The sequence below is a fragment of the Bacillus pfraonensis genome, assembly GCF_050768835.1.
Taxonomy (GTDB): Bacteria; Bacillota; Bacilli; order Bacillales; family Bacillaceae_G; genus Bacillus_A; species Bacillus_A pfraonensis.
The window spans coordinates 1-26,925 of sequence record NZ_JAHCDO010000049.1; the positions used below are offsets into that span (position 1 = coordinate 1).

Sequence of the window (26,925 nt, forward strand, 5' to 3'; positions counted from 1 at the left end):
ACCACGTTCTTTCAAAATTTCAGATATATCTCGATAACTTAAAGAAAAACGACAGTAGTAGCCGACGGCTACTAAAATAATATCTTTCCTGAATTTTTTTCCTTTAAAATATCCCATTTATGATTCTCCTCACTCTGTTTTGCAAAAGTTTAGCTTAGTTTTAAAAACTTTGCAACAGAACCGCTTGATAGCGATGGGGTCCCGCCCACATTTTAACGAAAATATACGCTAAGCAAATTTCGACATAAAAAGAGCTGAATCTCCTACTATAAGAGAGATTCAGCTCTTTTTATTTTTTAAATAAATCAACTAATTATATATAGGATTTTCATTAACTTTTATATTTCTTTAGTGAATCCTTCTGATACAAACTCTATAATTTGTTCCATTACTTTAGGAAATACTTCATATCCAATTTCTTGTTGGTGTAATCGTATCATCATAACAGCTTGTATAATTCCTACAATAATTTGTGGATCATTCTTAGGTAATACTCCACGATCCATTAAAATTTTGACGGCATGAATGCCTCTTTTTTTATGAGTTTCGGAAAATTCAAACATTTTCTCAGGAAGTTTTCGGGAAAGGCGCTCATGCTCATCATTTTGAAAAACTCGTTGAAGAAATGGATTTTTTTCGACTAATTCAAATGATCTATGAAAAAAAGAGGATAATAATTCTTTTGGAGGCAGATTTTCACGAAATAACTCATTGAGTACTGTTTCTCGAACTTCTTCTTCATTTTTTAAAATTTCTAAATACAATTCTTCTTTCGATGAAAAAAATTTATAAAAAGTACCTTTTCCAATTCCACATGCAAGTATAATATCATCAATGCTAGTCTTGGCTAGACCATATTGAATAAATAGTTCTTTTCCTTTTATTAAAAGAGATTGACGAATCTGTTCTTTTTCCTGATCTGTAAATTTAGGCATAAAACTACTCCTTTTTAAAAATTTTGTGACTTTTTATGGATTTTTAGTCATATAATATATATACTTATCATAACGGCTATATAAATAGAAGTAAACATTAGACTGTAAAAGGTACAGTCTTTTTATTCATAGTTTATATGACTATACGAACTTTAATAGTCATATAAACTATGCGTTTTACATTGTAAGAAAGGATTGATAATAATGAACTGTAATTTAAGTCAATATTTTAAGTTAGGAGGAATTTTTCAGAAAGATGACTGACAAAAAATAGATTAAGCATGGATTTCAATAAAAAATAAAAATAAATATTCTAAATATAACGGGGAGATAATGATGAAAATTTTAGAAAAAGAATTATTAACTCAATTTGATGGACTATATAATTTTCGAGATATAGGGGGATTTAAAACATTAGATGGAAATATAATGAAAAAAGGGGTTTTGTTTCGTTCAGAGGAGTTGTCTCGCCTATCACAGAAAGATTTAGAGACGTTTAATTTGCTAAACATAAAAACAATCTATGATTTAAGAACTCGAACTGAACAAAAATCAAAACCAAGCAGAATTAAGTCTGAACATGGAATACAGTTGGTGAATATATCCATTCAAGATAAGAGTCAAGAATTTACACACCTCGAATTTTTTAAGTTTTTAGTAAGTAAGTCTAATACCATAAATTTCGAAAAAATAATGAAAGAGATGTATTGTAATATGGCATTTATAAGTCATACTCAAATTTGTGAAATCATAACTTCACTTTCAGAACAAAATAATCTGCCAGCACTTATTCACTGCACTAGTGGGAAGGATCGTACAGGTTTTATATCTGCCATAATTCAATTACTTGTTGGAGTACCATATCAAAAGGTTTTGGATGATTACCTGTTTTCTAATGATTTAATTGCACCACGTATGAAAAAAGTAGAAAAATTTATTAGATGGATAAGTCTTTTTCAAGTCTCATCTGATCGTATAAAACCAATGTTAGAAGTACGTCGTGAATACTTAGAAGAGGTTTATAATGAAATTATTGAAAGATATGGAAATATCGAAACTTATCTATGTCAAGCTTGTAAAATTCAACAGAGTAGTTTATTGACTCTTAAAGACCTACTACTTGAGTAACGTAAAAAAGTCTCAAAAATCTTACTTTTTGGGGTTCTGTTAGCTTGATAGCGATATGACTTATATATGAAAAACAAACCATTTAACAAGAATGTTTCAAGGAAAAGAAGTAATTTCTGTGGTTAATATACTTGTGAAAAAAGAGGGATTTACCGTTTGTTAGGACAGAATGACGTTTGTAAAAATAATCATTATGAAGATGATTACAAATTCAATGTTGCTCTTTTGTCATTGGTAGAGATGATAGCTGTGTGGTCAGTATGAAACAGTAAGTAACCACCTATACAATATGAATAGAGGAGAGGAATATCTGATGAAAACACGTAGTCAAATTACATTTGCAAGTCTTGCCCTTTTAATAGCTGGAAGTTCCCTGTTATACACATCGCCAACCTCAATTGTAAAAGCAGAGCCCACTCAAAATGTATCTAGTTCGTCACAAACAAGCACGCAACGAGATCGTAATTCCGTCAGGCAAGCAATGCGGGATACATTGCAACTTGGATACCCGGGGATACTTGCTAAAACTTCTGAGGGTGGAAAAACGTGGGGTTATGCCGCTGGGATAGCGGATCTGAGCACCAAAAAACCAATGAAAACAGATTTTCACTTTCGCATTGCCAGCGTGACGAAGACGTTCACCGCAACGGTTGTACTTCAATTAGCTGGAGAGAACCGCCTGAATCTAGACGACTCCATCGAAAAATGGTTGCCTGGCGTCATTCAAGGAAACGGATATGATGCTAAACAGATTACTATCCGGCAGATATTGAATCATACAAGTGGTATCGCTGAATACGCAAGGTCAAAAGAAGCTGATCTTTTTACGAATACAAAAAAATCGTTTACCGCTGAAGAACTAGTGAAGATTGGACTTTCGATGCCCCCAGACTTTGCCCCAGGAAAGGGCTGGTCCTACTCAAACACAGGATACGTATTACTGGGTATCCTTATTGAAAAAGTAACCGGAAACAGCTATGCGGAAGAGATTGAAAATCGAATTATTGAACCGCTTGAATTGTCGAATACATTCCTACCTGGCAATTCAAGCGTTATTCCAGGCACCAAGCATGCCCGTGGATATTTACAACCAGACGGAGCAAGTGAGCTAAAAGACGTTACTTATTATAACCCAAGTATAGGTAGCTCGGCTGGAGATATGATTTCTACTGCTGACGACTTAAACAAATTCTTCTCTTCCTTGCTCGGTGGCAAATTACTGAAGGAACAGCAACTAAAACAAATGCTTACTACAGTTCCTACAGGAATTGCTGAAATCGGCAGATATGGTCTTGGAATCTATGAAACTAAGCTTCCAAACGGTGTCTCAATATGGGGACACTCAGGTGGCATTCCAGGGTTTAGTACTTTTGCTGGAGGCAAACTTGGAGGCAAGCATACATTGGCCGTCAATTTGAACAGCCTTAAAGCTGATAGTCCTGATCCTTTTAAAAATATTTTACTTGCTGAATTTAGCAAGTAATAAAAAAGGATAAATTTTGTCATAGTTTTTATAGTTAAAAATATATCTTTCTGCTGCAAAGTTCTTTAGCAGATAAAAAGTCAAATTCAGTACAATCAAATTTTATGTAATAGTAAGTAATCGCTGTAATTCATTGTACGTTGAAAAACCGAAGTTTGGCCGCAAACTTCGGTTTCGTTTATATAGAGCATGAATTGTTTCAATTCCTTTAATCGTACGAGAAGCATGACATAGATTTTGAAATCCTGCAAATTTAGCAAAGCGTCGCTTTATATGTCTATGATCCTGTTCAATACGATTGTTCAAATAATTGCTTGTATAATGAATAGTACGTGTATAAAAGCCTTGTTCCTTTAACTTGTTCAATGCACAAAGTAATGCTGGAGCCTTGTCCGTTACGAGAACCATCAGTTCTCCAAGTATAGAGTTTTTAATATTGATTTATATCATAAAATTTATATGAAATAGGTGACGAAAATGTTAGAAGGTATTTTTCAGACAGAAGATGTACAGTTACATTATGTAAAGAGTAATTCAAAAGGTTCGCCAATATTATTAATTCATGGTGGAATATCAAGATGGCAAGCGTTTGAGTCTATTATTCCTGAATTAGAAAAAGAAGGACATGTTTATGCATTAGATTTAAGAGGACATGGAAAATCAGGAAGAGTTCCAAATAGATATCGTTTGGAAGATTATTTATCTGATATTGTCAATTTTATTAAAGAACATATTGCAGAACCAGTAATCATATTTGGTCATTCACTTGGAGGAATACTAGGGATTCAATTAGCTGCTCATTATCCAGAATTAGTGAAAGGACTAGTCATCGGAGAATCCCCAATGGAGATAGAAGTTTTAAAAGAGGGTTCCGAAAAATTGATGAAATGGAAAATGATGATTCAGAATGGCCCAGAAATGAGTAAGCATATGATGCCTAAAAAAGGAGATAATCCACTTTTAGATTTCATGGTGGAAAGTGTTATGCTAACAGATCCTGGAGTCTTAATAGCAATGATTGACCAATTTGACGAAACATATGCTGGATATAATACGGATATTTTACTCCCTAAAATACACTGTCCGGTTTTACTTCTACAAGGAAACCCTGAACTCAAAGGGGTTGTGAGGGATCAAGATGTTAAGAAGGCTTTAAAACTATTACCTAATGCAAAGCATGTAAAATTGGAGAATGTAGGACATACTTTGCAATTTGAAAATAAGGATGCAGTTTTGGGTGTAATACTTCCTTTTATAAAACATTTAATAAATGTTAATGAGAAATAAAAAGGTTCTGTTACAAAGTTTTCTACATGAAGCTACACTCTAGAAAACAGAATCTAGGAGAATCAGACATGAGATATTTTAAAGGAAAACAATTCAAGAAAGATATTATTTTAGTAAACGTGGTATTTTAGTTCACCCAACAACCATCATGCGATGGGTTCATGAATATGACAATCTCATCTATTAAATTTGGAAAGTGAAAAATAAATTTGCACGCTTATCTTGGCATTTGGATGAGACTTATATCAAAGTAAAAGGAGAATGGCGTTATCTCTATCGTGCAATTGAGAAAGATAGGCACACATTGGATATTCAACTTCGTAAAAAACGGGATCATCAGTCTGCCTATGCCTTCATGAAAAGATTAGTAAAACATTTGGGGGAACCAACGGTTCTCACTACAGACAAAGCGCCGGCATTACTTTGCGCATTTAACAAATTAAGAAAACAAGGATTTTATCAAACTACAATCCATTGTACAATCAAACATTTAAATAATCTTATTGAACAGGATCATAGACATATAAAGAGACGTTTTTCCAATTCCGCAGGATTTCAAAATCTTCGTCATGCTTCACGTACGATAAAAGGTATCGAGACCATTCATGCCCTATATAAACAAAGGCGAAGTCTTAAATGAGACTCCGCCTTTTCAACGTACAATGAATCTCAACAATTACTAGCTACTTCCTAAACATCGGTCCTTATTTACCAACCTGTTTATGCTTTTTTCAAACTTTGCAACAGAACCATCTTATCTATGGCATAAGGAGAAACAAATAGGGTGATAACCATCACTTTTTCATTATATTACATTAAATGTTAATTTTTAATATTATAACTACAAATATTGGTAATATCCATATTGAGAAATTTATTACTAATTTGTTTCCGGTATCAAAAGGTACACCTTTTGGTTCATTTTTCATTACTATGTATTCAAATATCTAGTGAGTCCTTGGTATGTGTATAAAAGTATACTTTTACAGATATATATAACCCTATAAAAAATCACGTCTATAAATGTCTATTTTAAACTTTACAGATATCTGTTTACTTTATATACCTTTACAGACATAATTGTTATAATTATCAATGAGGTGTAGCCTATGAAACATAAAAAATTTGGATATGTGCGAGTTTCGAGTAAAGATCAAAACGAAGAACGGCAAATTCAGAATATGAAGGATTTAAGGATAGAAGAACGGGATATTTTCATAGATAAAGAACCTGGAAAAAATATGGAGCGAGAGAATTATCAAATGCTAAAACGTCTTGTTCGTACAGGAGATACCATTGTGTTTGACTCCTTGACAAGACTTGGAAGAAATATGAATGATACATTAGAAGAATTTAGATATTACGAAAAACATAAAGTAAATTTACAATTTATAAAGGAACCATACATTAACGTCAATTACACTGGAGAAAGTACAAATGATGTTATTCAGAGCGCAATTCAAAAAGCGACACTGACAATATTATCTGCCTTTGCAGAAAAAGAGCGCATCGATATTAAACAACGTCAAGCTGAAGGGATTGCTCTTGCCAGAAAACAAGGTAAACGTTTAGGACGTCCGCCTGTCGAAATAACAGAAGAATTCACGGATGCTTACAAGGAATGGAAATCCGGTTCAATTACAGCAGTAGGAGCCATGAAAAAGTATGGAATCAAACGTTCTTCATTTTATAAACTTGCTAAACAGTATGAAGAAAAAATAAAATAATAATTTGTCTTATTAATATTATCTTAAAAGGAACTTGTAGTGACTGCTACAAGTTCTATTTGTTAAACTCCGTTTTGTTTGTTATTGACTATATGGTACTACCCCATGTAGTCCAGATAAAACTACTCCTGAAACAATTGGTCCAAAATATGCTCCGATTTTTACATCCCACTTAGTTTAGATAAAGAAAAAATATTAAATCTCCGGGTTCCGGGTTATCAACCTTTATATACCACATAGTTCAGATATAACACAACACAGTTGCTAAATACGCTGTATTCAATCAACACTTTATATCCCGCATTGTTCAGATAAAATGGGGTGGTAAAAATCCGTCACAAGGATTCGATTGTAGATTTATATCCCACATAGGTCAGATAAAACTGATTATGATGTTATTCTATTTGACAGCCCACCAAGTTCGTTTATATCCCGCATTGTTCAGATAAAACAACAGAATTTTTTGTATCGTCTATATCTATACGATCATTTATATCCCACTAAGTTTAGATAAAACGCTCTTCCTGCCCAAACATAAGGATAACCGTCGTAATTTATATCCCAAATAGTTCAGATAAAACCTCAAAAAATAAGCTCAAAGGAGTTAATACAACGAGCCTTTATATCCCATATAGTTCAAATAAAACTTGCCCCACTGTTTGTTGTGTTGGTCCGCTTGCTCCATTTATATCCCACATTGTTCAGATAAAACTATCGAAGTAAGCGAGAACTGAAACGCTGGGTGTAATTTATATCCCACTACGTTTAGATAAAACCACAATCACTCTATGATTCTGGTTATGCACTTCTAAATTTATACCCCACTACGTTTAGATAAAACCGACAACTTGGCCCTAATGCAAGTATGAAAGATTTAAATTTATATCCCACTACGTTTAGATAAAACAAGACACTAAAAAGTACATTCATGCGAAATTAGAGCATTTATATCCCACTACGTTTAGATAAAACTATACCCTTGTGTGACTTCCTTTTATTCTCAAAGGATTTATATCCCACTACGTTTAGATAAAACCTGATGGAGCTGTCACTGTTAATGGTGTCACTGTATTTATATCCCACTACGTTTAGATAAAACCCTATCTATCTATGGATGATACACCTAATGATATCAACATTTTAACATGTGCATCAATCAGTATTTTGCAGCGAATCATCGATCGTGTTTTTGTATTCTCCTAAAAAACGCTGAAAGACCTTGTCATAGTAAGGTTTTCTGCATGTTTGGAAAAAACGAGGTTCACTGCAAAATTACAGAAGTACCGCATAATTTTTATCTTTACTATATGAGATCAAGAAAAAACCTTTATTTGCACAGAAAGATTTTTCCATTTATTTCTACAGATTTATTGAATCTTTATTTTTGAATACATTATAATAATCCTATATTAAAGGTTAAGGAGGAAAATGATGAGGTTGAAAGTAAGCTTTACTTGCAAAGTAATTCCTCTCTCGTATCGTTTTATGTTTGTGAGTTTTATCAAAGAATCTCTAAAAGCATCAAACGCAATATATGCAGAGAACCTATATATCTTTGAGAATAAACCGAATAAAAAAAGCAAGAATTTTACGTTTTCTGTTTATCTTAAAGACTATGTTTTAGAAAATGATGAATTCCTCCTTCAGAACGGATTGGACTGGATTATTAGTTCACCTGATCCTGAATTCATTTCTTACTTAGTAGATGGTTTAAACGAAATTAAAGAATTTCAGTACAAAGGATACAAACTACAGAAGAAGAACATATCTATACTACCGGAAGTCAAAGTGAAAAGTGATACGGTAGTATTCCGCACCCTTTCCCCTATTTTTATTAAAGACCGAGATGGGAAACCTCTTGCTCCAGCAGAAGAAGGTTATGAAGAGAGTTTCAATTATATTTGTGATATAACTTTACGTAATTATCATGGAGAAGGCTTGAAAAAACCTTTGCAATTTATACCTATGAATTTAACAAAACAAGTTGTAAAAGAAAAATTTGATAATACCCCCAATCACCAGCACTTTGAAGCTTATAAAGGAACATTCTTGTTAAAAGGAGACCAGGAAGACTTAGAAATCCTTCGTCAAATTGGTACATCCTTCAAAAAGTCACAAGGGTATGGCTGCGTGTCCGTGGAGTACCAATGATTCGATTATATTTAGAAGATTGGGCTACGAATACTGGTGTTTTGGGGTTTTATCGTATTTTAGAGCATGCTGAAACAGATTTATTTGAAACCGAAGAGACCTATCTAGATTTTGATCCAAAATTACTTCACGACTTTCCGAAATGGTTTTTCAATTATGCTTTTGATATATTTTCTGTTGCAAATGAAAAAGAAGATAAGATGAATGCTTATCTAACATACGCTACATCCAACTTTAAACGTTTTAAAGATTTTATCTTTGCTGATATTAAAAGTACAGAAAATAAGTTGAATAAACGTTTACCAATTGAAGGTGGAACCTTAAAAGAGCTGTTTAGCAGAAAAAAAGATGTATCAACTATTGAAGAATTAAAAACAGTCACAAGTGATTATCTAGCGTTGTTAAAGCAAGATCAAGTAAATGAAGTACTAACATTAAATATGATTCGGTTTCATTTAGGAGAACTGCATGGTCAAACAAGTTTTTTACAAAGATCACGCAGTACCCTGAATCGTTCAGAACATGAAGAATTCCTTACAAAAGATTTCGTCCAACCTATTTTACTAGAACAAGAGGTTCTTGCTGTTCTTCATTCTTTTAACAGTACAAATGAAGCAATAGAAAGCTTAAACAAAGTGATACATCAATCTGATGATAACAATTTTAAAAAGTTAGCGAAACAAACAATTACGAAACTAAAGAAGGATGAATTACTGTATTGTCCTGTTATTGAGGGGCAATTTGCTCTTACAGATTACACAGAGGCGGTATTTCTTCCGAATGCAGTCAGTATTGCAAATGCAACGAATTACACATGGAATAATCAAAAAACGTTTCCTATATCTAATCTTTATCGATTAATCATGTTTTGTTCTGTTTTTGGGCTCCATAGAGATCAAATAGACAAAGATACAGTAGTTTATTCCTTTATTCAAACCGATGAGGATTTTGATACACTAGCGGAAATAAATGATTTATTTGTCACTAATAAAAAGCAAAACAATCCTTTTGAAGTGTTTTTATACGACACATTAAAAGAAGCCAAAGATAAAGCAAATTGGATCTCTAAAAATATGTTAATTGTTGAATTCCAAAACAGTGGAAAAAAGACGAATCTTACTCAGAATTTTTTATCAGAACATGCCATTCAATACCTTCAAGAGCGTGGAGGGAAAGAGCTCGATCATATTAAATATCCACCGTTTCGGAACGTAATCCTACGTAAATTATTAAATGGAGAGCATTTTTTTCGTGATATCACTAACCAATTGAGGAAAAACGTAGATAACAATTATTCCAGTTATGATACGTATGCGGCCACTTTGGCTATGTTTCATTTAAATAGAATAAAGGAGTGTTACGGCATGTCTAACGAAACACGAGAAGCGCAATATGAATCTATGCAAAAGAGAGTCCAGTATGCACTAATGGATGGACGCGAAGTACGTAGAAGACTTACTGAACGTAGAATGGAGAATAAGATTCCAGGCATTACTTACCGTCTGTTAAATGCCTTAACTACCAATAACCGTCAACAATTCTTTGAAACATTATTCCGCACCTTTTTATTAGTTGAAAAGAACACTTCTATGTATGTGGATGCTACAAGGGAACATAGTAATGAATTTGAAGGTATTGCAAGTGCTTTACTATCCGGATTAAATGACAAACCCTATAAAAAAGAAGTGGAGGAAGCAAACTAATGGCTGGATTAACATTAACGATCGTATTTCAAGGAGATTCATTAAATTATGGAGAAGGAATTGGTAACATCTCCGAATTAAAGAAATTTAATCGTGGAAATGGAGATGTTCATACATTTGCTTCAAGGCAAGCTATTCGATACGATATGATTCGTTTAGGAGCCGAGCGTTATGGTTGGAACTTGGATACAGTTGGCCGAGACAAAGGTGAAGGGGAAGGAAAAAGTAAAAGCGTAGTCCAATATTCTCCTAGTGCTACCATTCAAGAATCAGAAGAAATGGATTTATTTGGGTACATGAAAACTGTAAAAGGTGACATGGGGAACAAACGCCCGGCTAGCATTCGGTTGTCTCATGCTGTTTCTCTTGAACCGTACCGGGGAGACTTAGAATTCTTAACAAATTTAGGACATGCTTCACGTATCAAAGAAAACCCAAATATCGCAACATCTGAGCGCCATACAAGTTTATATTCTTATACCATTACTATTGATTTAGATAAAATTGGTGTAGATAGAGAAATTGAATTACCACGTGAAGAAAAAGCAAGACGAATCAAAGAATTCTTAGAAATTGTATTTTCCTTAAATCGTAATATCCGAGGGCGACAAGAAGATTTATCCCCTTTGTTTGTAATTGGTGGTCTGTATGCTATTAATCAACCATATTTCTTAGGACGTACACAATTAGTTCCGACAAAACGTGAATACCGTTTAAATTCTATTATGCTACAAGAAATTTTAGAACGTCGCAGTATGGGACGGACTGTACAAGAACAAACGCATGTTGGTCTGTTATCTGGTGTTTTCGTGAATGAAGGAGAGCTACGAAATCTTGTTTCAAGCGACTCAACCCATACAATTCAAGGTATGCTAGATTATCTATTACAACAAGTGGAGAATTATTATGTCGGCTAGTGCAGCGTTACGAATAGAGTTATATCAACAAACCGCGTGTTACAAGAAACCAATGGCACAAAAAGCAAAGGAAACCTATCCTCTTCCACCGTATAGTACGGTGAAGGGGTTCCTTCACTATGTAATAGGTGCAAATGAATTAATTCCAATGGAAATCAGCATCCAAGGTACTCACGAAGGAAAGCTGTTTGATTTGCAAACACATCATTTTTACAAGTCAAAAGCAGTTACAACAATGCCCATGCATGTTCATATGTTGAAAGAAATCTCCCTTATTTTCCATGTACGTGCCGAACAAGGTGTATTGGAACAATTACAAAAAGCATTAGAAAATATCAATGAAGCACCAAGCCTTGGTCGACGTGAAGATTTGGCGGTCATTGAAGACGTGAAAAAAGTAACGTTGAAAGAAAGACATACAAAAGAAATCATTACACTAAAAAATGATTTCTTTATACCACGTCATTGTATTGTTGATCGCCTTGATTATATGAATTATAAAGGGATTTCATATCGATTAAATACGGTATATCAAGTGAAACAAGGAATTCGTACTTGGGAGACGGTTCAAACGCAGTTCTTCCGTAAAGGAGAAGGATTAAATTCACCTCAGTATATGGAAGATGAAGATGGCTATATTGTATTTTTCCATGCCTTATGAGTAGGCATGGATTTTTTTCAGGAGGAAAAAACATGGAAGATTTCATTTACGCAAAGTGGGATCAGCAAACAAGAGAGTTTGAAACATTACAAGAACATACAGGGCGGGTATTAGAAAATTTATCTTTACTAAAACACTCGTATGGTTCTTTTTTGTCAGAAGAGATCTGGCAACTGGCACAAGTAGCTGCACAATACCACGATGCAGGAAAAATTTATGAGGGGTTTCAACAAATTATTAAGCTCAATATGGGGTTATCCCCTTTAACGAAACAAGAAATTGAAAAGAAATATCCTAATGTTCCTCATGCTTTTATTTCCTTACTTTGTGTTCCATTCTTAGAATTACATTATTCCCAAAGTACAGAACGGGTTGTGAAAGAGGCAATTGCACATCATCATGTACGAAACGTAATGTTTGATGCCCAAATACTAAATGTAGTTTTACCAGATTTAAAAGGGAAAATAGACCGTTTGAAGCAAGAATTGTGCTGTTCTGTTAATAAAGATCTTGATACTACAACTATAGGTTGGAAGCCAATTAAGAAAAAAGATAAAGAATATCTTCTTCTTGTGCTTGTAAAGGGACTTTTAAATCGTGCAGATCATGCGGCTTCTGCAGGAGAACTTGTGGAATATCATGCGGACAAAGGAGTTGGGACTTATGTCGATGAATTCCTAAAAAAGAATGGTCATAAACCACGCAATCTACAACTCTTTTCTTACGAGAATCGAAACAAGAATATTGTGGCTGTTGCACAAACTGGTATGGGAAAAACAGAAGCTTCTCTATTTTGGATTGATGAAGCTAAAGGGTTTATTACACTTCCTATACGCGTAAGTTTAAATGCCTTGTATGAGCGTATAACAAATGGAATGGGATATGTAGATGAAGAGGGGCAAGCGATTGCTGGATTGCTACACAGTGGAAGCGTGGATTTCCTACAGACATTAAACAATGATTACGAAATCAATGAACTTATCTATGAACAGTCTCGTTTATTGAGTAAAAAGTTAACATTTAGCACAATTGATCAAATTTTAAAGTTTCCATTTTTATTTCGAGGGTATGAGAAATACTTGGCAACCATGGCGTACTCTAAGATGGTTTTAGATGAAATACAAGGTTATTCTCCGAAAGTCTTAGCTGTTATACTCAAAGCATTGGAAATGATTCACCAGATAGGTGGAAAATTTATGATTATGACCGCTACACTTCCTACTGTTTTTATGGAAACAATGGAGAAACGAGGCAAAATCAAGGTAAGTGATTTTGTAAAAGGTGAGTTCTATAATGACTTAATTCGCCACCGCATATCTATACGCAAAACAAAGATCGATGAGGATTTAGAACATATTCGCAAAGTTGGACGAAATAAACGTGTATTGATTATTGCTAATACCGTAAAAGAAGCAAAACGTATATACGGGTTGCTTAATAATGAAAATGTAAGGCTGTTGCACACGCAATTTATTCAGAAGGATCGTGCTGTCTTAGAAGAAGAAATTAAGAAATTCGCACCAAATGATAAAAATCGTGAAAAACAAAGTGGTATTTGGATTGCTACACAGCTTGTAGAAGCTTCATTAGATATTGATTTTGATTTGTTATTTACTGAAATCTCTACATTAGATAGCTTATTTCAGCGTATAGGTCGTTGTTATCGCGGAAGAGAGTATAAGGACATAGAACCTAATGTTTTTGTTTATACAAAAGCAGAAGGGATAGGGACCGTTTATGATGAGGATATTGTAAATAACGGTTTAAGACTTTTAGAACCCTTTAATGAACAAAAACTACATGAAAAAACAAAAATGGAGCTTGTCGAAACATTATATAAAACAGAAAACCTAAGTAAAAAATACTTAGACGAATTCTATCAAGCTTTAAAGATATTAGATAAACTTCCACTAAACGATATGGGAAATACAGAAGCACAAAGGTTGCTGCGTGATATTGATAATTATCAAGTTATTCCCTATTCGATATATGTAGAGAATCGTGAGCTATTTACCACATTTAAACAGGAAAAAGATTCGAAACAGCGAAAATTATTACGAATGCAAATCGAAAAGCTTACAACCTCTATTTCTAGAAAACAGGTTCAACGACACGGAATCGAAACAATGGAAATTGATATTCCTGGACTTCAATACATTCACACTTTAAATTGTAAGTACGATTTTGATAAAGAAAAGATAACAGGAACAGGAATTGTACTTCCGTAATTTTGCATCAAACCTCGTTTTTATAAAACATGCAGAAAACCTTACTATGACAAGGTCTTTCAGCATGTTTTTAAAGAATACAAAAACATGATCGATGATTCGTTGCAAAATACTGATTGATACACATGGTAACATGTTGCTATCATAAGATGTATCATCCGTATATAAATAGGGTTTTATCTGAACTATGTGGGATGTAAAGTACCATAATATTGTTAACGTGTAAGTTGCATTCATTTGTTATATCTGAACTATATGGGATATAAAGTTATGTACTACCATTGCTGTCCCACCTAACGTATCACATTTTATCTGAATTAAGTGGGATATAAAGACTTTGGGATTAGTACAAGGTAATGTACTTACTTATTTTATCTGCACTATGTGGGATATAAAGTATATAGTAATGTGTATTGATGAATATCCAATGTTAGGTTTTATCTGAACTATATGGGATATAAAGGTTGGTTATGTTTTAGATCAAAATCCTAAAACATTCGATTTTATCTGAACTATTTGGGATATAAAGGTTATGGACCATGTAAATTCACCTCCAATGAAGGATGTTTTATCTGAACTATATGGGATATAAATTTTTGTTACGGGGATTACACACATCGTCAAATGAAATAAGATGTTACCCAAAATAATTATTAAAACTACAAGATTTAAAAAGTTAGCATCAAAGTTCAAAACAGAAATAGGAACAGCGTTTAAAGATATTCTTGTTGATGTTGTTAGCGGAATAGTTAAGAAGAGCTTGTAGCCATAAGTGTTTTAAGAGGAAGCATCCAAAACGGGTGCTTTTCTTACGATTAGTCAACCTGTATTTTTAGGTTTTTGATGGATTGAATATCATAATAAACATGTATCCATTATCATGCATACCAAAGACCCCTAATATATACTCGTTTTTTTACTAGGGGTTAGATATGATATGATGAATGAAACTATGATATTAGGCCGTTAACCGATAATCATAGTGTATATCATGTGTAATAAGGTGAAAGAGGAGTTTCAAGAACTTATTTACACATGCAATGGACGCAACTTTATGACATTTGTTATAAGGTTGCGTTTTTAATTTATCGTAGTATTCTACAAGGTTCTGTTGCAAAGTTGAAAAATAACCCAAAATAATGAGTATACGATACATGTTCTTGTATATTTTATAATGTTTATTCGGAACAATTGTATTTTCATTCTATATTTTTGGGGGCGTTTAAAACTTTGCAACAGACCCCCTAATCGCTCTCCTTGCTGGATGTTGATAGAAGCGTTCCAGTCCTTGTCTGCCAAAAAAATGCACTCACATTAGAGTGAGTGCTCTGAAAAAGGTTGAGACTCCTCCATGGGAGTACAGTCTTTATAAGGAGAGTTTCTACTAGAAACGTATCTTTAATTTATAATGAATACTACAAAATCTAATCAAAAAGTACATGATTTTACAAAAAAATATTAAGTAAGGGTCGCGCCCCATAGCCATCAGCCTAACGAAATTAAATGCCCAAAACAAGAACTTTACTTTTATACAGTTATTTATGAGAATTTAGCTCAAAAAAACAGGTTCTGGTGCAAAAACTTCAGGGAAATTGCAAATAATTTCTAAATCTTGGACATACTGATACTATTATTCTAAAAAAGGTGTGTGATCGGTATGAAAAAGGAAAATTTGTTCAAATGGAAGCGTTATCAACCTGATATTATCTTATTAACGGTAAGATGGTACCTACGGTACAACCTAAGTTTTCGTGATTTGGTGGAAATGATGGAGGAACGAGGTTTGTCTATTGCTCACACCACTATTATGCGCTGGGTGCATCAATATGGACCTGAATTAGATGAAAGGGTACGACGTCATCTTAAGACAACAAATGATTCCTGGAGAGTCGATGAAACGTATGTGAAAGTAAAAGGGCAATGGATGTATTTATATCGCGCAGTCGATTCAGACGGAAATACCATTGATTTTTATCTAAGTGAATCAAGAGATAAACAAGCAGCCAAGCGCTTTTTCAAGAAAGCTTTGGCTGCTTCTCATATTTGTAAACCTCGCGTAATAACAGTAGATAAGAACCCTGCCTATCCTGTAGCAATTCAAGAATTAAAAGAAGAGAAACGTATGCCTAAAGGCATACAACTAAGGCAAGTTAAATATCTCAATAATATAGTGGAACAAGATCACCGTTTCATTAAGAAACGTGTACGTTCTATGTTAGGATTCAAGTCATATGAAACAGCCACTTCTATATTGAGTGGCGTTGAAACTATGCATATGATGAAAAAAGGACAACTTCACTTACAGGTGAAGTCTGCCCAAAATGAAGTTAGATTCATACATAAATGATTTGGAATTGCATCATAATCTACCATTGAACAGTCTATGCAGGTTTCTATGCCTCTATCAAATGATTTTTGCACCAGAACCTAAAAACCACTTTCTTAAGATTAGCATTCGAAATTTTCTAACATGTATATGTTAAGATAACTGTATACGTCATATAACGAATGCTACATATATTGTATGTTCACATGTAACATATCTAATTCTGTTAACAGGAAAAGAAGGAGGTGTACGTAAGGTGAACGAATTGAAAAAAGAAGCGGCACTTTTAAAGGTACTTGCTCATCCAATTCGACTTAGGTTGTTGCATGTACTCATACAAAATAGACAGTGTACCGTTTCAGAATTATGTCACATACTTGAGGTTCCTCAATCTACGATTTCGCAACACTTAACAACATTAAAGAATTTGGATATCGTGAGCAGTAGGAGGAAAGAAGCTAAAAAATTGTATCAGGTTCATAATGAAACGGTGACTCGAATCATCCAGATTCTTTTATGAGTACAAAAATAATGTAAAAATCTACTAAGAGTATTCAGACTATCACCAGAATAAAACATAACAGGAGGGGAACAGGATGATTCAACTTACAGTGAAAGGTCAACCTTCTCATATTCGTCATTTAGCTCATGATCCGGAATATCTATTTGCAATAGAATTCCATGATGTTACAAAGCAAATAACATCTATTAATAAGGAAGAACAGTCAGTTAAAGTAACAGCACTAATTCGTTCAGAACAATGGAACCAATTATTACAAATGATCGCAGAGGCAGGAGATTCGTTAGCTGATGCAAATGAAATTATAATGGAAGGAACGATGGACCACACTCCCGAAGAGGTGTATACTTTCGCTCCTGTCCATATTAAATATCGCTCTCATTTACAACAGAGGCAGGAAGAAAAAGAAGCTGAAATACGTAAGGGAAAAACAACAAGAATAGCTTCAAAAACTAAATCCACTGTATCCAAGCGTATAGAACAACTACATGCAAAATACGATGGAGTTTGTCAAAAATGTGGTCAACGTTGTGATAAGCGAGTAGTGTCTATCGAAAAAATACAATCCAAAATGGGGATTGTTTGTCCAGATTGCAAGAATGGAACAACATTTTTAATTAGAGACGTGAAAAGTGAGTTGCAACAAGAGCTACTTCAAAATAATTTATTTTCTACAGAACAGGAAATGCTATCTTATTTTCAAGAATTTTGTTCTCAATTTGCACTTGTAAATCATCAAGAAACATATCGCATGTATTGGTCATGGGATAAGAAACAAGTATGTAGAGAAGTTCATATTTCAAACGAGGGCACTATATATAAAGTAAGACTAAATGACGGAGGAAGATGTATTCCTACAAAATTCCCACTTCAAATTACTATTAAAGAAAATGTATTTCAAGTGTACCATCCATCCACAGAAATGCGAATGGATAGAATCCGTGCATTATTAGATACACAGAAAGCGAGTATCAAAGAGGAAGAAATTATAAAACAAATTCAATACTATGAGACTAAGAAGACTTTTTCAGAGAAAATTATTGTTAAACGAGCAGATAATTCTAAACGATATCAAGTATTATCTGGATATGCAGCCTATCAAGCGGCAAAGAAGCTAAAACTTAGACATATCTATGTAACGGTTGTTGTTGATGTGCGTAAGGAAGTTGTGCAGAATACCTAACACAAAAATAGGCTTATATAAATTAGTTATATAAGCCTATTTTTGTTTGTTGAGATTAATATATCTATAACTTTTTTCAAGGGCTACAAAAAACTAAGAAATTCTTTCAAAAAAGAGCGTTTTAAACGGAAATGGAGGATTAAATTGATAATTGGAAGTGTTAAGGATGAACAATTATACAAAGAGCTATTAAAAAATGAACCTGAAAAAACTTTACAATGGTTAGAATTAGAGTTACACAACATCGAAATAGACAAACATTAAAATACAATTATTTAGAATAAACATTGGATACTATTCACAAGAATGTATGATATATTCAATATTTTCGATGTTTTTAAAGTTTGCAACAGAACCTTTTAAGACCATTATAACACTCTTTTTGATAGGGAGGAGTTTGCTTTACATTAGGAGGCGGGAAAATGGGGTTTAATTGGATACAAATTATGTTTTGGCCTTTTATGATTGCGTCAATTATCTCTCCACTGATTGGAATATATTTTAAAAAATCATATTTTCTAATCATTTCTGCAGTACTAATGGTGCCTACATCATTATACTTAGCTGCTCTACCTAGATTTTTTATGTGGCCTTTAATCTTTCCATTACTTTACACATGTGTAGCAATAGCATTAAAAAAGCAAAAAATTTGGTTATCGATTCTATTTTCAATACCTGTTTATTTATTAATTTGTTGGCTTGGATACATAGTACTAAATCAAGAATCAATTAGTACTGAGACTATAATTCAAGAAAAACAAATAGAACCCTAAAAATAATTTCCGTTCTAGGAATCGACAAAAACCCACTTTAGGGCAACATATTATTAAGAAGTGGGTTTAATTAATATATAGGATTATCTTTAGCTTTTAGTGTTAACGGAGTAGAGATCGACTACACTAGGAGTGCTTTGATACACAGAATTAGCATACTCCTGCAGTTTTTTTAGAAAAAGTAAAACCTCTGTACCTTCCATTTTGGCATGAGCAAGATGAAAAATATTATCTTTCCCAATAATTAGCTCATTTGATGATAAATATAAAGGCAAAGTTCGGAATACATACCAGGGATAATAAAGGGAGATGAATGTTTCTCTAAAATAAATTCCATTTTCACAAATAATAATCCCTTCCGTTTTCTTTAAGGGAAACGTACATAAAAAAGCGGGTTCTGTTGCACAGATTTCTAAACTAAGATAACCTGTAGAAAAAGTGTGAGCAGGAGAATGATATATGGGGTATTTTAAAGGAAAACAGTTTAAAAAGGATATTATTTTGGTAGCCGTCGGCTACTATTTTCGTTTTTCTTTAAGCTATCGCGATGTATCTGAAATCTTGAAAGAGCGTGGTATTTCGGTTCACCCAACAACCATCATGCGCTGGGTTCATGAATATGGAAACCTTATCTATCAAATTTGGAAGAAGAAAAATAAAAACGTTCCGCTATCTTGGAAACTAGATGAAACCTATATAAAAGTCAAAGGAAAATGGTGTTATTTATATCGTGCAATTGATAAAGACGGGCACACATTGGATATTCAACTTCTTAAAAAACGGGATTATCAGGCTGCCTATGCCTTTATGAAAAAATTGGTCAAAACGTTTGGAGAACCAACGGTTCTCACTACAGACAAAGCGCCAGCATTACTTTGCGCATTTAACAAATTAAGAAGACAAGGATTGTATCAAACTACAATCCATTGTACAATCAAACATTTAAACAATCTTATTGAACAGGATTATAGGCATGTAAAGAGACGTTTTGCCAAATCCGCAGGATTTCAAAATCTTCGCCATGCTTCACGTACAATAAAAGGTATTGAGACCGTTCATGCCCTATATAAACAAAGGCGAAGTCTTCAAAGAGACTCCGCCTTTTCAACGTACAATGAACTTCGACAATTACTAGCTACTTCCTAAAAATTGTTCCTCATTTACCAACCTGTTTATGCTTTTTTTAAACTTTGCAACAGAACCATGATTTCTATGGCTCAGTACAACGTTGTTATTTTTGCTTAGAAATTTTATCAAATTCTTCATCAATACGCTTATTAACAGCTTTAAAATACCTTCCAATAATACCGCCTATATATGCAAAGGCAAAACATACTGTAATAATAATAAAGAGAGAAATATTTCTAGTGATTAAGCAATATATCGAACCAATCAGATATAAACCCAAAAAAATTTTAGGGAAATGTACTTGATGTAGAAAATACTGTAAACCTCCAATTAATAATAAAAGAATCAAACCAAAGAGTGTTACTTGAATAATAAGCAAAACTTGAATATCCATTACCGCTTCGCTCCTTCTATCTAGTTAATTCAAAGGTAGATATTTTTAAATCTTTTTCTTTTGGTAAAGTAACACTCTGTTCTAATTTACCATTATTGATATTGTACTTTTGAATTATCCCTTCACTCTTATTTTCCCCATCGTATAAAGATAAAATATGTAAGGAATTTTTGTTAATTAAAGCTTTCATATTTATAATTGGATTTTTATTTTTTTGTTCTAATTTAAAATGATTGGTAATTTCTTCTCCAGATATAACGACAACTTCTCCACTATAATACAATATAAAGACTTTACCATTATCTTCAAGTACTTGAAATACTTTTGATTTTGTAGGAAGTTCTAATTCTTTTATGGAATCCTCAAAAATGGTAAACATTTTTCCTTTATCAGAAACTAAATATATCTTATCACCAGATACAGCCATACTCTTATGACCGACTTGTGGTTTATTTCCTAAGTTAAATGCTTTAACCGCTTCTCCATTTGAATCTATTTTTAATACTTGTTCCTGCTCAATTGATGGATCGAAGGTTAGTACATAATAAAAATCTTTGTAACTTATACCAGTGGTAAAAAAGCCTTTCTCATACTTAAATTCTTTTTGGTTCTCTCCTTCAACATTGACTAAACCACTTTTGTAATAAGGTTTATTGTCTTTAACAAATTGACCACCATTCGTTATAAAATGTATTCCGTTTGGGTTAGCAAATGAATTAGTAATTCCCCAACTAGAAGGAATGCTATGCTTTTGAACACTCTTGTTATCAAAGGTATAGTAGTTACCACTATATCTGGACGAGAAATATAATATATTGTTTTGAAATATTAGGTTTTCTAAACCAATATCTTTAACAGGAAATTCTTCTATAGCCTTACCTGATTGGTCATATGTTATTAACTTACTTGTTGGATTAGTAAAAGATGTATAAACCACCGTGTATGTATTATTCTCTTCATGTATCTTTACTTCCTGCTTATTTACTTTTTGTGTATTGAAGGGAATAGCTTTTCTAAAACCAAAAAAGATTACTAAGGATATTGCAGCTATGATTATTAAACTTGTAAGTATTTTTATTTTCATCTATCGGTTCTGGTGCAAAAATATTAGTTAGAAACATAGAGTAGCAATTTTCTCTTGATTTCTATCTTATGAAGCTATGCCAAACAATTTATGAATAAATTCTTTCTGTTTTTGGACAGACTTGCCCGGTAAAACAAGTTGCCCCTTTTTCATCATATGCATGGCTTCAACACCACTCAATATAGAGATTGCTGTTTTAAATGACTTTAATCCTAACATAGAACGAACTCGTTTTTTAATAAACCGGTGGTCTTGTTCCACTATATTATTGAGATATTTAACTTGCCTTAGTTGTATGCCTTCAGGCATATGTTTCTCTTCTTTCAACTCTTGAATCGCTACAGGATAGGCAAGGTTCTTATCTACAGTTATCACGCGAGGTTTAGAAACATACGAAAAAGCCAAGGCTTTCTTGAAAAAGCGCTTGGCTGCTTGCTTATCTCTTGATTTACTTAGATAAAAATCAATGGTATTCCCCTCTGAATCAACTGCACGATATAAGTACATCCATTGACCTTTTACTTTAATATAAGTTTCATCGACTCTCCACGAATCATTTGTTAATTTAAGATGACATCGTACTCTTCCGTCTAATTCAGGTCCATATTGATGCACCCAACGCATAATGGTGGTGTGAGCAATAAACAAACCTCGTTCCTCCATCATTTCCACCAAATCACGGAAACTTAGGTTGTACCGTAGGTACCATCTTACCGTTAACAAGATTATATCAGGTTGATAGTGCTTCCATTTGAACAAATTTTCCTTTTTCATACCGATCACACACCTTTTTTAGAGTAATAGTATCAGTATGTCCAAGTTTAGGAGATTACTTGCAAGAGCTTTAGAGTTTTTGCACCAGAACCATAAATTTTTAATGAATTAAGCTAATTCCCCTATTTCGGGGATTTAGGAAAAAACACCCTAGCTTGATGGGCACACGAGACTATGCCCCAAAAACATGTATCCCAGTTGAACCCCATTATGATGCTTTGGAGGCGTTAATTTTTGCACCAGAACCAAATCAACTATATTACCTTTGGAATCTATCGCACGATAGAGATACATTCATTGCGATTTTACCTTGATATACGTTTCATCGACTCACCAAGAATCATTAACTTCCTTTAATTGACGACGTATCCGCTTGTCCAATTCAGAACTATACTGATGTATCCAACGTATAATGGTTGTATGAGGGATAGATCGTCTCTGCCTTCCCATCATTTCTACGAAGTCACAAAAACTTAAATTGTACCGAAATTACCATCACTTTGACTCAGCTATCGCTGACCGAATGGCATTACTGAATTTTTCCATCTTGGAATTATCATTTGTAAGCTCGTCGCGCAAAGCAGTGGTAAGCTCCAGTTGCACGCCTTTTAGGTTTTTACCCTTATTTACGATATTCTCCGGGTCGGTCCCTCTGAGATTGTCAGGTGTAGTCCCAATGCCGAAACCTGCGTCGGACAATTTACTCAAAATATTCTTCTTTAATTCCTCATCAAGTCCACCCATGTAAACTAGTTTTTCTGTTCCTTTCGCACCATGGATAGAAATAACTTTGTTTTTTTGTGCTGTCATTCCCAGAGCTATTGGGTCGTCATAATGGGTAGAAGTTAGATGCAAATCATTTCGCTCATCGTTATTTAAATCTTCATATTTTTTAGCATTAAATATGTAGTAACTGTAATCACTTAGGGCAATTTTTTTTGCAATTTGGTCCGTTCCAGATTCAATCCTTCCACCGTGGATTGCTAAAATGATTGCATCAGCACTTGGTATATCTTGGGTTTCGATGGTATAATCTATACCTATTTGGTAATGCGTCGACAATTCTGCAAAGTTATTGTATACATCCGATGCGGCTGAAGCTGTAGACACAGCGAATGCTGAAGCAGTGAACAAAGATGTCAGAGCTAACATAGTTTTTTTCATTTCAATTCTCCTTTTTATTTGAACTCTTACTTGTATGATCCTGAATTCGGAAAATGAATACGTAGTCATCTCAAGCAAACAAATGACTCCTGGAGAGTCAATGAAACGTATATCAAGGTAAAATCGCAATGAATGTATCTCTATCGTGCGGTAGATTTCGAAGAACAAACCATTGATTTTTATCTGTTGTGCAATTGCTTGTTTTTTTAACCATAAATTCACTTATTTCTCATATACGGATTAATACACACAAAAGGTAATCATAACCTATTTACACATAATTTACCACATCTATCCACCTATCATTGTAACATAACTTCAATCATATGGTATTATCTGAACATAGATTTATGGACAGAGTTTTCGGACGTATGGTTCTGGTGCAAAAACTTCAGGGAAATTGCAAATAATCTCTAAATCTTGGACATACTGATACTATTACTCTAAAAAAGGTGTGTGATCGGTATGAAAAAGGAAAATTTGTTCAAATGGAAGCACTATCAACCTGATATTATCTTATTAACGGTAAGATGGTACCTACGGTACAATCTAAGTTTTCGTGATTTGGTGGAAATGATGGAGGAACGAGGTTTGTCTATTGCTCACACCACTATTATGCGCTGGGTGCATCAATATGGACCTGAATTAGATGAAAGAGTACGACGTCATCTTAAGACAACAAATGATTCCTGGAGAGTCGATGAAACGTATGTGAAAGTAAAAGGGCAATGGATGTATTTATATCGCGCAGTCGATTCAGACGGAAATACCATTGATTTTTATCTAAGTGAATCTAGAGATAAACAAGCAGCCAAGCGCTTTTTCAAGAAAGCCTTGGCTGCTTCTCATATTTGTAAACCTCGCGTGATAACAGTAGATAAGAACCCTGCCTATCCTGTAGCAATTCAAGAATTAAAAGAAGAGAAACGTATGCCTAAAGGCATACAACTAAGGCAAGTTAAATATCTCAATAATATAGTGGAACAAGATCACCGTTTCATTAAGAAACGTGTACGTTCTATGTTAGGATTCAAGTCATATGAAACAGCTACTTCTATATTGAGTGGCGTTGAAACCATGCATATGATGAAAAAAGGACAACTTCACTTACAGGTGAAGTCTGCCCAAAATGAAGTTAGATTCATACATGAATTATTTGGAATTGCATCATAATCTACCATTGAACAGTCTATGCAGGTTTCTATGCCTCTCTCAAATGATTTTTGCACCAGAACCAAAATGGTTATCTCAGGAGGCAATATCCTATCAATCAAAAGAAAAATACAAAGTATCTACGATTAGTAGGAAACTTGGTATAATCCGTTCTTATTTGAAATGGCTATATGAAATTCAATATATCCAGGAACCTCTTCATGTAGAGATTCTAAGTACGACCATTAATAAACAACATAAACCAAATCGCGAGTTATCATATGAGGAAGTGAAGCAGTTGCTGTATTACTATAAGGATAATGAAATCAATTACGCTTTATTATCCGTTTTAGCTACCACTGGATTACGTGTTGCAGAAGTCGCTCATGCCAAATGGGAAGATCTTGAGTATGACGCTATACGCGGACGTTACTATTTAACAGTTGATACAAAGGGGGATAATGAACGAATTGTTTCTATTAATAAGGAGATTTTTAATCGTATTGTTGCATTTCGAATTCGGAGAAGGTTACCTGTAGACATTGAGAATAAAAATGGTGGGACGATATTTCAAACCAAGAACCATACTGCTTATAGAGAGAATTACTTGTCACAATATATTTCTAAAATCATTAAGGATACTAAGTTACCCTTTACAGAGAATATACGAATTACGCCCCACTTCTTTAGACATTTTTATGTACAGTACTTGTATGATTACAAAGGATTACCACCTCATGTCATCGCAGCTGCAGTAGGTCATAAAAATGATCGGACTACGAAAGAAAATTATCTGAAACAGAGATTGACGAAAGATAATGATGCTGGGAATCTAATTATGGAAGATGAATTTTAATAACGATTTTATTAGGTATTAAATTACTTCAATACTATCGTTTTTAGTTATATAATTTTTATATAATTAAAAACAATTTATAGTCTATTTGTTTTGGTTTATTCTTATAAGATAAGGATTCATTAGTTCTTCGCCAAGATTCCCTAAAAATTGTCGTATCTATAGGGAAGCGTGTAGAGCCTTGCTAAGGTTCTGTTGCGAAGTTTTGTTAAGGTTAAGTGGTGCTAACAAAAAGTTGTACATTTTATGTGATTGTTAGTAGCTCCTGTAATTCATTGTATGTCGAAAAACCGAAGTCTGAGCCAAGACTTTGGTTTCGTTTATATAAAGCATGAATGGTTTCGATGCCTTTCAAGGTACGGGAAGCGTGGCGAAGATTTTGAAATCCTGCGGATTTGGAAAATATAATAGCATGCAAAAGAGACAACTTTAGGCTATGCCTAACCGAAATTCATCTTCCACTTTCACTGGTGCACCTTCACGTTTAAAAGTGGAAGACTACTTTCGGATAGAAGTTAAGACGTTATAATAGCAGCACATCTTTAATTTATAATCAATACTACAGAATCTAATCAAAAAAATACAAGATTTTACAAAAAAAATTAAGTATTAGTAAGGTCCTGGTACAAAGACTGCATTTATTTGAAAGAGGTATATAGATTGGTTGTGTTGCAAAGTTTTCTAAACTGAGATAACCTGTAGAAAAAGTGTGAGCAGGAGAATGATATATGGGGTATTTTAAAGGAAAACAGTTTAAAAAGGATATTATTTTGCTAGCCGTCGGCTACTATTGTCGTTTTTCTTTAAGTTATCGTGATGTATCTGAAATCTTGAAAGAGCGTGGTGTTTCGGTTCACCCAACAACCATCATGCGCTGGGTTCATGAATATGGAAATCTTATCTATCAAATTTGGAAAGTGAAAAATAAATCTGCACGCTTATCTTGGTATTTGGATGAGACGTATATTAAAGTTAAGGGAGAATGGTGTTATCTCTATCGTGCAATTAATAAAGATGGACACACATTGGATATTCAACTTCGTAAAAACGGGATCGTCAGGCTGCCTATGCCTTCATGAAAAGACTAGTAAAACATTTTGGAGAACCTACGGTTCTCACTACAGACAAAGCACTGACATTACTTTGCGCATTTAACAAATTAAGAAAACAAGGATTTTATCAAACTACAATCCATTGTACAATCAAACATTTGAATAATCTCATAGAACAGGATCATAGGCATGTAAAGAGACGTTTTGCCAAATCCGCAGGATTTCAAAATCTTCGTCATGCTTCACGTACGATAAAAGGTATCGAGACTATTCATGCCCTATATAAACAAAGGCGAAGT

22 protein-coding genes, 8 pseudogenes and 1 CRISPR repeat array are annotated in these 26,925 nt (G+C 33.7%); of the genes and pseudogenes, 20 read left to right on the forward strand and 10 right to left on the reverse strand.

Annotation, left to right across the window (positions count from 1 at the left end; translation table 11 throughout):
* Both KFD70_RS26730 and KFD70_RS26735 read right to left on the reverse strand, forming a co-directional pair.
* A pseudogene (locus tag KFD70_RS26730) lies at positions 1-117 on the reverse strand (IS6 family transposase); the annotation flags it as partial.
* A 221-nt stretch (positions 118-338) separates the two neighbouring features.
* The gene (locus KFD70_RS26735; RefSeq protein WP_336454391.1) at positions 339-935 is read right to left on the reverse strand and encodes a TetR/AcrR family transcriptional regulator; all 597 of its coding nucleotides are present in this window, start codon (positions 933-935) and stop codon (positions 339-341) included.
* A 336-nt stretch (positions 936-1,271) separates the two neighbouring features.
* On the opposite strand from KFD70_RS26735, the gene KFD70_RS26740 reads away from it, so the two are divergent.
* Both KFD70_RS26740 and KFD70_RS26745 read left to right on the forward strand, forming a co-directional pair.
* Complete coding sequence (locus KFD70_RS26740; RefSeq protein WP_336454392.1) at positions 1,272-2,063, forward strand: tyrosine-protein phosphatase; 792 nt, start codon at positions 1,272-1,274, stop codon at positions 2,061-2,063.
* 313 nt (positions 2,064-2,376) lie between these two features.
* A complete protein-coding gene (locus KFD70_RS26745) occupies positions 2,377-3,546 on the forward strand; it encodes a serine hydrolase domain-containing protein (RefSeq protein ID WP_336454393.1) in 1,170 nt (389 codons plus the stop codon).
* A gap of 102 nt (positions 3,547-3,648) precedes the next feature.
* On the opposite strand, the pseudogene KFD70_RS26750 reads toward KFD70_RS26745, so the two are convergent.
* Positions 3,649-3,963, reverse strand: a pseudogene (locus KFD70_RS26750) (DDE-type integrase/transposase/recombinase); the annotation flags it as partial.
* A gap of 60 nt (positions 3,964-4,023) precedes the next feature.
* Between KFD70_RS26750 and KFD70_RS26755 the strand changes: the two are divergent.
* From KFD70_RS26755 to KFD70_RS26795, 9 genes and pseudogenes are all read left to right on the forward strand, one after another.
* Entirely contained in the window at positions 4,024-4,833 is an 810-nt protein-coding gene (locus tag KFD70_RS26755; RefSeq protein ID WP_336454394.1) for an alpha/beta fold hydrolase, read from the forward strand.
* Positions 4,834-4,901: 68 nt separating this feature from the next.
* Positions 4,902-5,473 (forward strand): annotated as a pseudogene (locus KFD70_RS26760) (IS6 family transposase).
* Between the two features lie 469 nt (positions 5,474-5,942).
* Entirely contained in the window at positions 5,943-6,560 is a 618-nt protein-coding gene (locus tag KFD70_RS26765; protein WP_336454395.1) for a recombinase family protein, read from the forward strand.
* A gap of 683 nt (positions 6,561-7,243) precedes the next feature.
* Positions 7,244-7,659: direct repeats of the CRISPR family, unit length 29 nt; unit sequence ATTTATATCCCACTACGTTTAGATAAAAC.
* A 332-nt stretch (positions 7,660-7,991) separates the two neighbouring features.
* On the forward strand, positions 7,992-8,711 hold the full coding sequence (gene cas6, locus KFD70_RS26770) for a CRISPR-associated endoribonuclease Cas6 (RefSeq protein ID WP_336454396.1): 720 nt from the start codon (positions 7,992-7,994) through the stop codon (positions 8,709-8,711).
* Positions 8,708-10,414 carry a type I-B CRISPR-associated protein Cas8b1/Cst1 gene (gene cas8a1 / locus KFD70_RS26775; protein WP_336454397.1) on the forward strand — a complete coding sequence of 569 codons (1,707 nt, stop codon included), beginning with the start codon at positions 8,708-8,710 and terminating at the stop codon, positions 10,412-10,414. Before cas6 ends, cas8a1 begins: the two co-directional genes overlap by 4 nt.
* Positions 10,414-11,331: a type I-B CRISPR-associated protein Cas7/Cst2/DevR gene (gene cas7i / locus KFD70_RS26780; protein ID WP_431613481.1), complete on the forward strand. Its 918-nt coding sequence runs from the start codon at positions 10,414-10,416 to the stop codon at positions 11,329-11,331. Before cas8a1 ends, cas7i begins: the two co-directional genes overlap by 1 nt.
* A complete protein-coding gene (gene cas5b / locus KFD70_RS26785) occupies positions 11,321-11,992 on the forward strand; it encodes a type I-B CRISPR-associated protein Cas5b (protein WP_336454398.1) in 672 nt (223 codons plus the stop codon). Before cas7i ends, cas5b begins: the two co-directional genes overlap by 11 nt.
* Before the next feature lie 32 nt (positions 11,993-12,024).
* Positions 12,025-14,220: a CRISPR-associated helicase Cas3' gene (cas3, locus tag KFD70_RS26790; RefSeq protein WP_336454399.1), complete on the forward strand. Its 2,196-nt coding sequence runs from the start codon at positions 12,025-12,027 to the stop codon at positions 14,218-14,220.
* A gap of 634 nt (positions 14,221-14,854) precedes the next feature.
* Complete coding sequence (locus KFD70_RS26795) at positions 14,855-14,986, forward strand: DUF2321 domain-containing protein (RefSeq protein ID WP_336454400.1); 132 nt, start codon at positions 14,855-14,857, stop codon at positions 14,984-14,986.
* Between the two features lie 192 nt (positions 14,987-15,178).
* On the opposite strand, the pseudogene KFD70_RS26800 reads toward KFD70_RS26795, so the two are convergent.
* Positions 15,179-15,334 (reverse strand): annotated as a pseudogene (locus tag KFD70_RS26800) (IS110 family RNA-guided transposase); the annotation flags it as partial.
* 543 nt (positions 15,335-15,877) lie between these two features.
* Between KFD70_RS26800 and KFD70_RS26805 the strand changes: the two are divergent.
* From KFD70_RS26805 to KFD70_RS26825, 5 genes are all read left to right on the forward strand, one after another.
* A complete protein-coding gene (locus KFD70_RS26805; protein WP_431613482.1) occupies positions 15,878-16,567 on the forward strand; it encodes an IS6 family transposase in 690 nt (229 codons plus the stop codon).
* 235 nt (positions 16,568-16,802) lie between these two features.
* A complete protein-coding gene (locus KFD70_RS26810; protein ID WP_336454554.1) occupies positions 16,803-17,066 on the forward strand; it encodes an ArsR/SmtB family transcription factor in 264 nt (87 codons plus the stop codon).
* Between the two features lie 76 nt (positions 17,067-17,142).
* Positions 17,143-18,249, forward strand: a complete 1,107-nt coding sequence (locus KFD70_RS26815; protein WP_336454553.1) for a hypothetical protein — start codon at positions 17,143-17,145, stop codon at positions 18,247-18,249.
* 422 nt (positions 18,250-18,671) lie between these two features.
* The gene (locus tag KFD70_RS26820) at positions 18,672-19,022 is read left to right on the forward strand and encodes a hypothetical protein (protein ID WP_336454552.1); all 351 of its coding nucleotides are present in this window, start codon (positions 18,672-18,674) and stop codon (positions 19,020-19,022) included.
* 459 nt (positions 19,023-19,481) lie between these two features.
* Positions 19,482-20,168, forward strand: coding sequence for an IS6 family transposase (locus KFD70_RS26825; RefSeq protein ID WP_336454551.1), 687 nt, complete (start codon positions 19,482-19,484; stop codon positions 20,166-20,168).
* Between the two features lie 85 nt (positions 20,169-20,253).
* On the opposite strand, the gene KFD70_RS26830 is transcribed toward KFD70_RS26825, so the two are convergent.
* The 5 genes and pseudogenes from KFD70_RS26830 to KFD70_RS26850 all read right to left on the reverse strand — a co-directional run bounded on the left by KFD70_RS26830 (position 20,254) and on the right by KFD70_RS26850 (position 23,566).
* Positions 20,254-20,544 (reverse strand): hypothetical protein, encoded by a 291-nt coding sequence (locus tag KFD70_RS26830; protein WP_174103550.1) that lies wholly within the window; start codon positions 20,542-20,544, stop codon positions 20,254-20,256.
* Positions 20,545-20,560: 16 nt separating this feature from the next.
* Positions 20,561-21,628, reverse strand: coding sequence for a hypothetical protein (locus KFD70_RS26835; RefSeq protein ID WP_336454550.1), 1,068 nt, complete (start codon positions 21,626-21,628; stop codon positions 20,561-20,563).
* 66 nt (positions 21,629-21,694) lie between these two features.
* Positions 21,695-22,402 carry an IS6 family transposase gene (locus tag KFD70_RS26840; RefSeq protein WP_336454549.1) on the reverse strand — a complete coding sequence of 236 codons (708 nt, stop codon included), beginning with the start codon at positions 22,400-22,402 and terminating at the stop codon, positions 21,695-21,697.
* A 297-nt stretch (positions 22,403-22,699) separates the two neighbouring features.
* Positions 22,700-22,888: pseudogene (locus tag KFD70_RS26845) on the reverse strand (IS6 family transposase); the annotation flags it as partial.
* Positions 22,889-22,897: 9 nt separating this feature from the next.
* On the reverse strand, positions 22,898-23,566 hold the full coding sequence (locus KFD70_RS26850; RefSeq protein ID WP_174103958.1) for a poly-gamma-glutamate hydrolase family protein: 669 nt from the start codon (positions 23,564-23,566) through the stop codon (positions 22,898-22,900).
* Positions 23,567-23,623: 57 nt separating this feature from the next.
* On the opposite strand from KFD70_RS26850, the pseudogene KFD70_RS26855 reads away from it, so the two are divergent.
* The 3 genes and pseudogenes from KFD70_RS26855 to KFD70_RS26865 form a co-directional block, all read left to right on the forward strand.
* Positions 23,624-23,695: pseudogene (locus KFD70_RS26855) on the forward strand (IS6 family transposase); the annotation flags it as partial.
* 336 nt (positions 23,696-24,031) lie between these two features.
* Positions 24,032-24,739 carry an IS6 family transposase gene (locus KFD70_RS26860; protein WP_431613483.1) on the forward strand — a complete coding sequence of 236 codons (708 nt, stop codon included), beginning with the start codon at positions 24,032-24,034 and terminating at the stop codon, positions 24,737-24,739.
* A 64-nt stretch (positions 24,740-24,803) separates the two neighbouring features.
* Positions 24,804-25,574 (forward strand): annotated as a pseudogene (locus KFD70_RS26865) (tyrosine-type recombinase/integrase); the annotation flags it as partial.
* Between the two features lie 244 nt (positions 25,575-25,818).
* On the opposite strand, the pseudogene KFD70_RS26870 reads toward KFD70_RS26865, so the two are convergent.
* Positions 25,819-25,977 (reverse strand): annotated as a pseudogene (locus tag KFD70_RS26870) (IS6 family transposase); the annotation flags it as partial.
* Between the two features lie 325 nt (positions 25,978-26,302).
* Here KFD70_RS26870 and KFD70_RS26875 point away from each other — a divergent pair.
* A protein-coding gene (locus tag KFD70_RS26875; RefSeq protein WP_431613484.1) for an IS6 family transposase occupies positions 26,303-26,925 on the forward strand; the annotation gives its coding sequence in 2 pieces (ribosomal slippage) (positions 26,303-26,618 and positions 26,618-26,925; 624 coding nt annotated over the 2 pieces). This gene is flagged as partial in the annotation.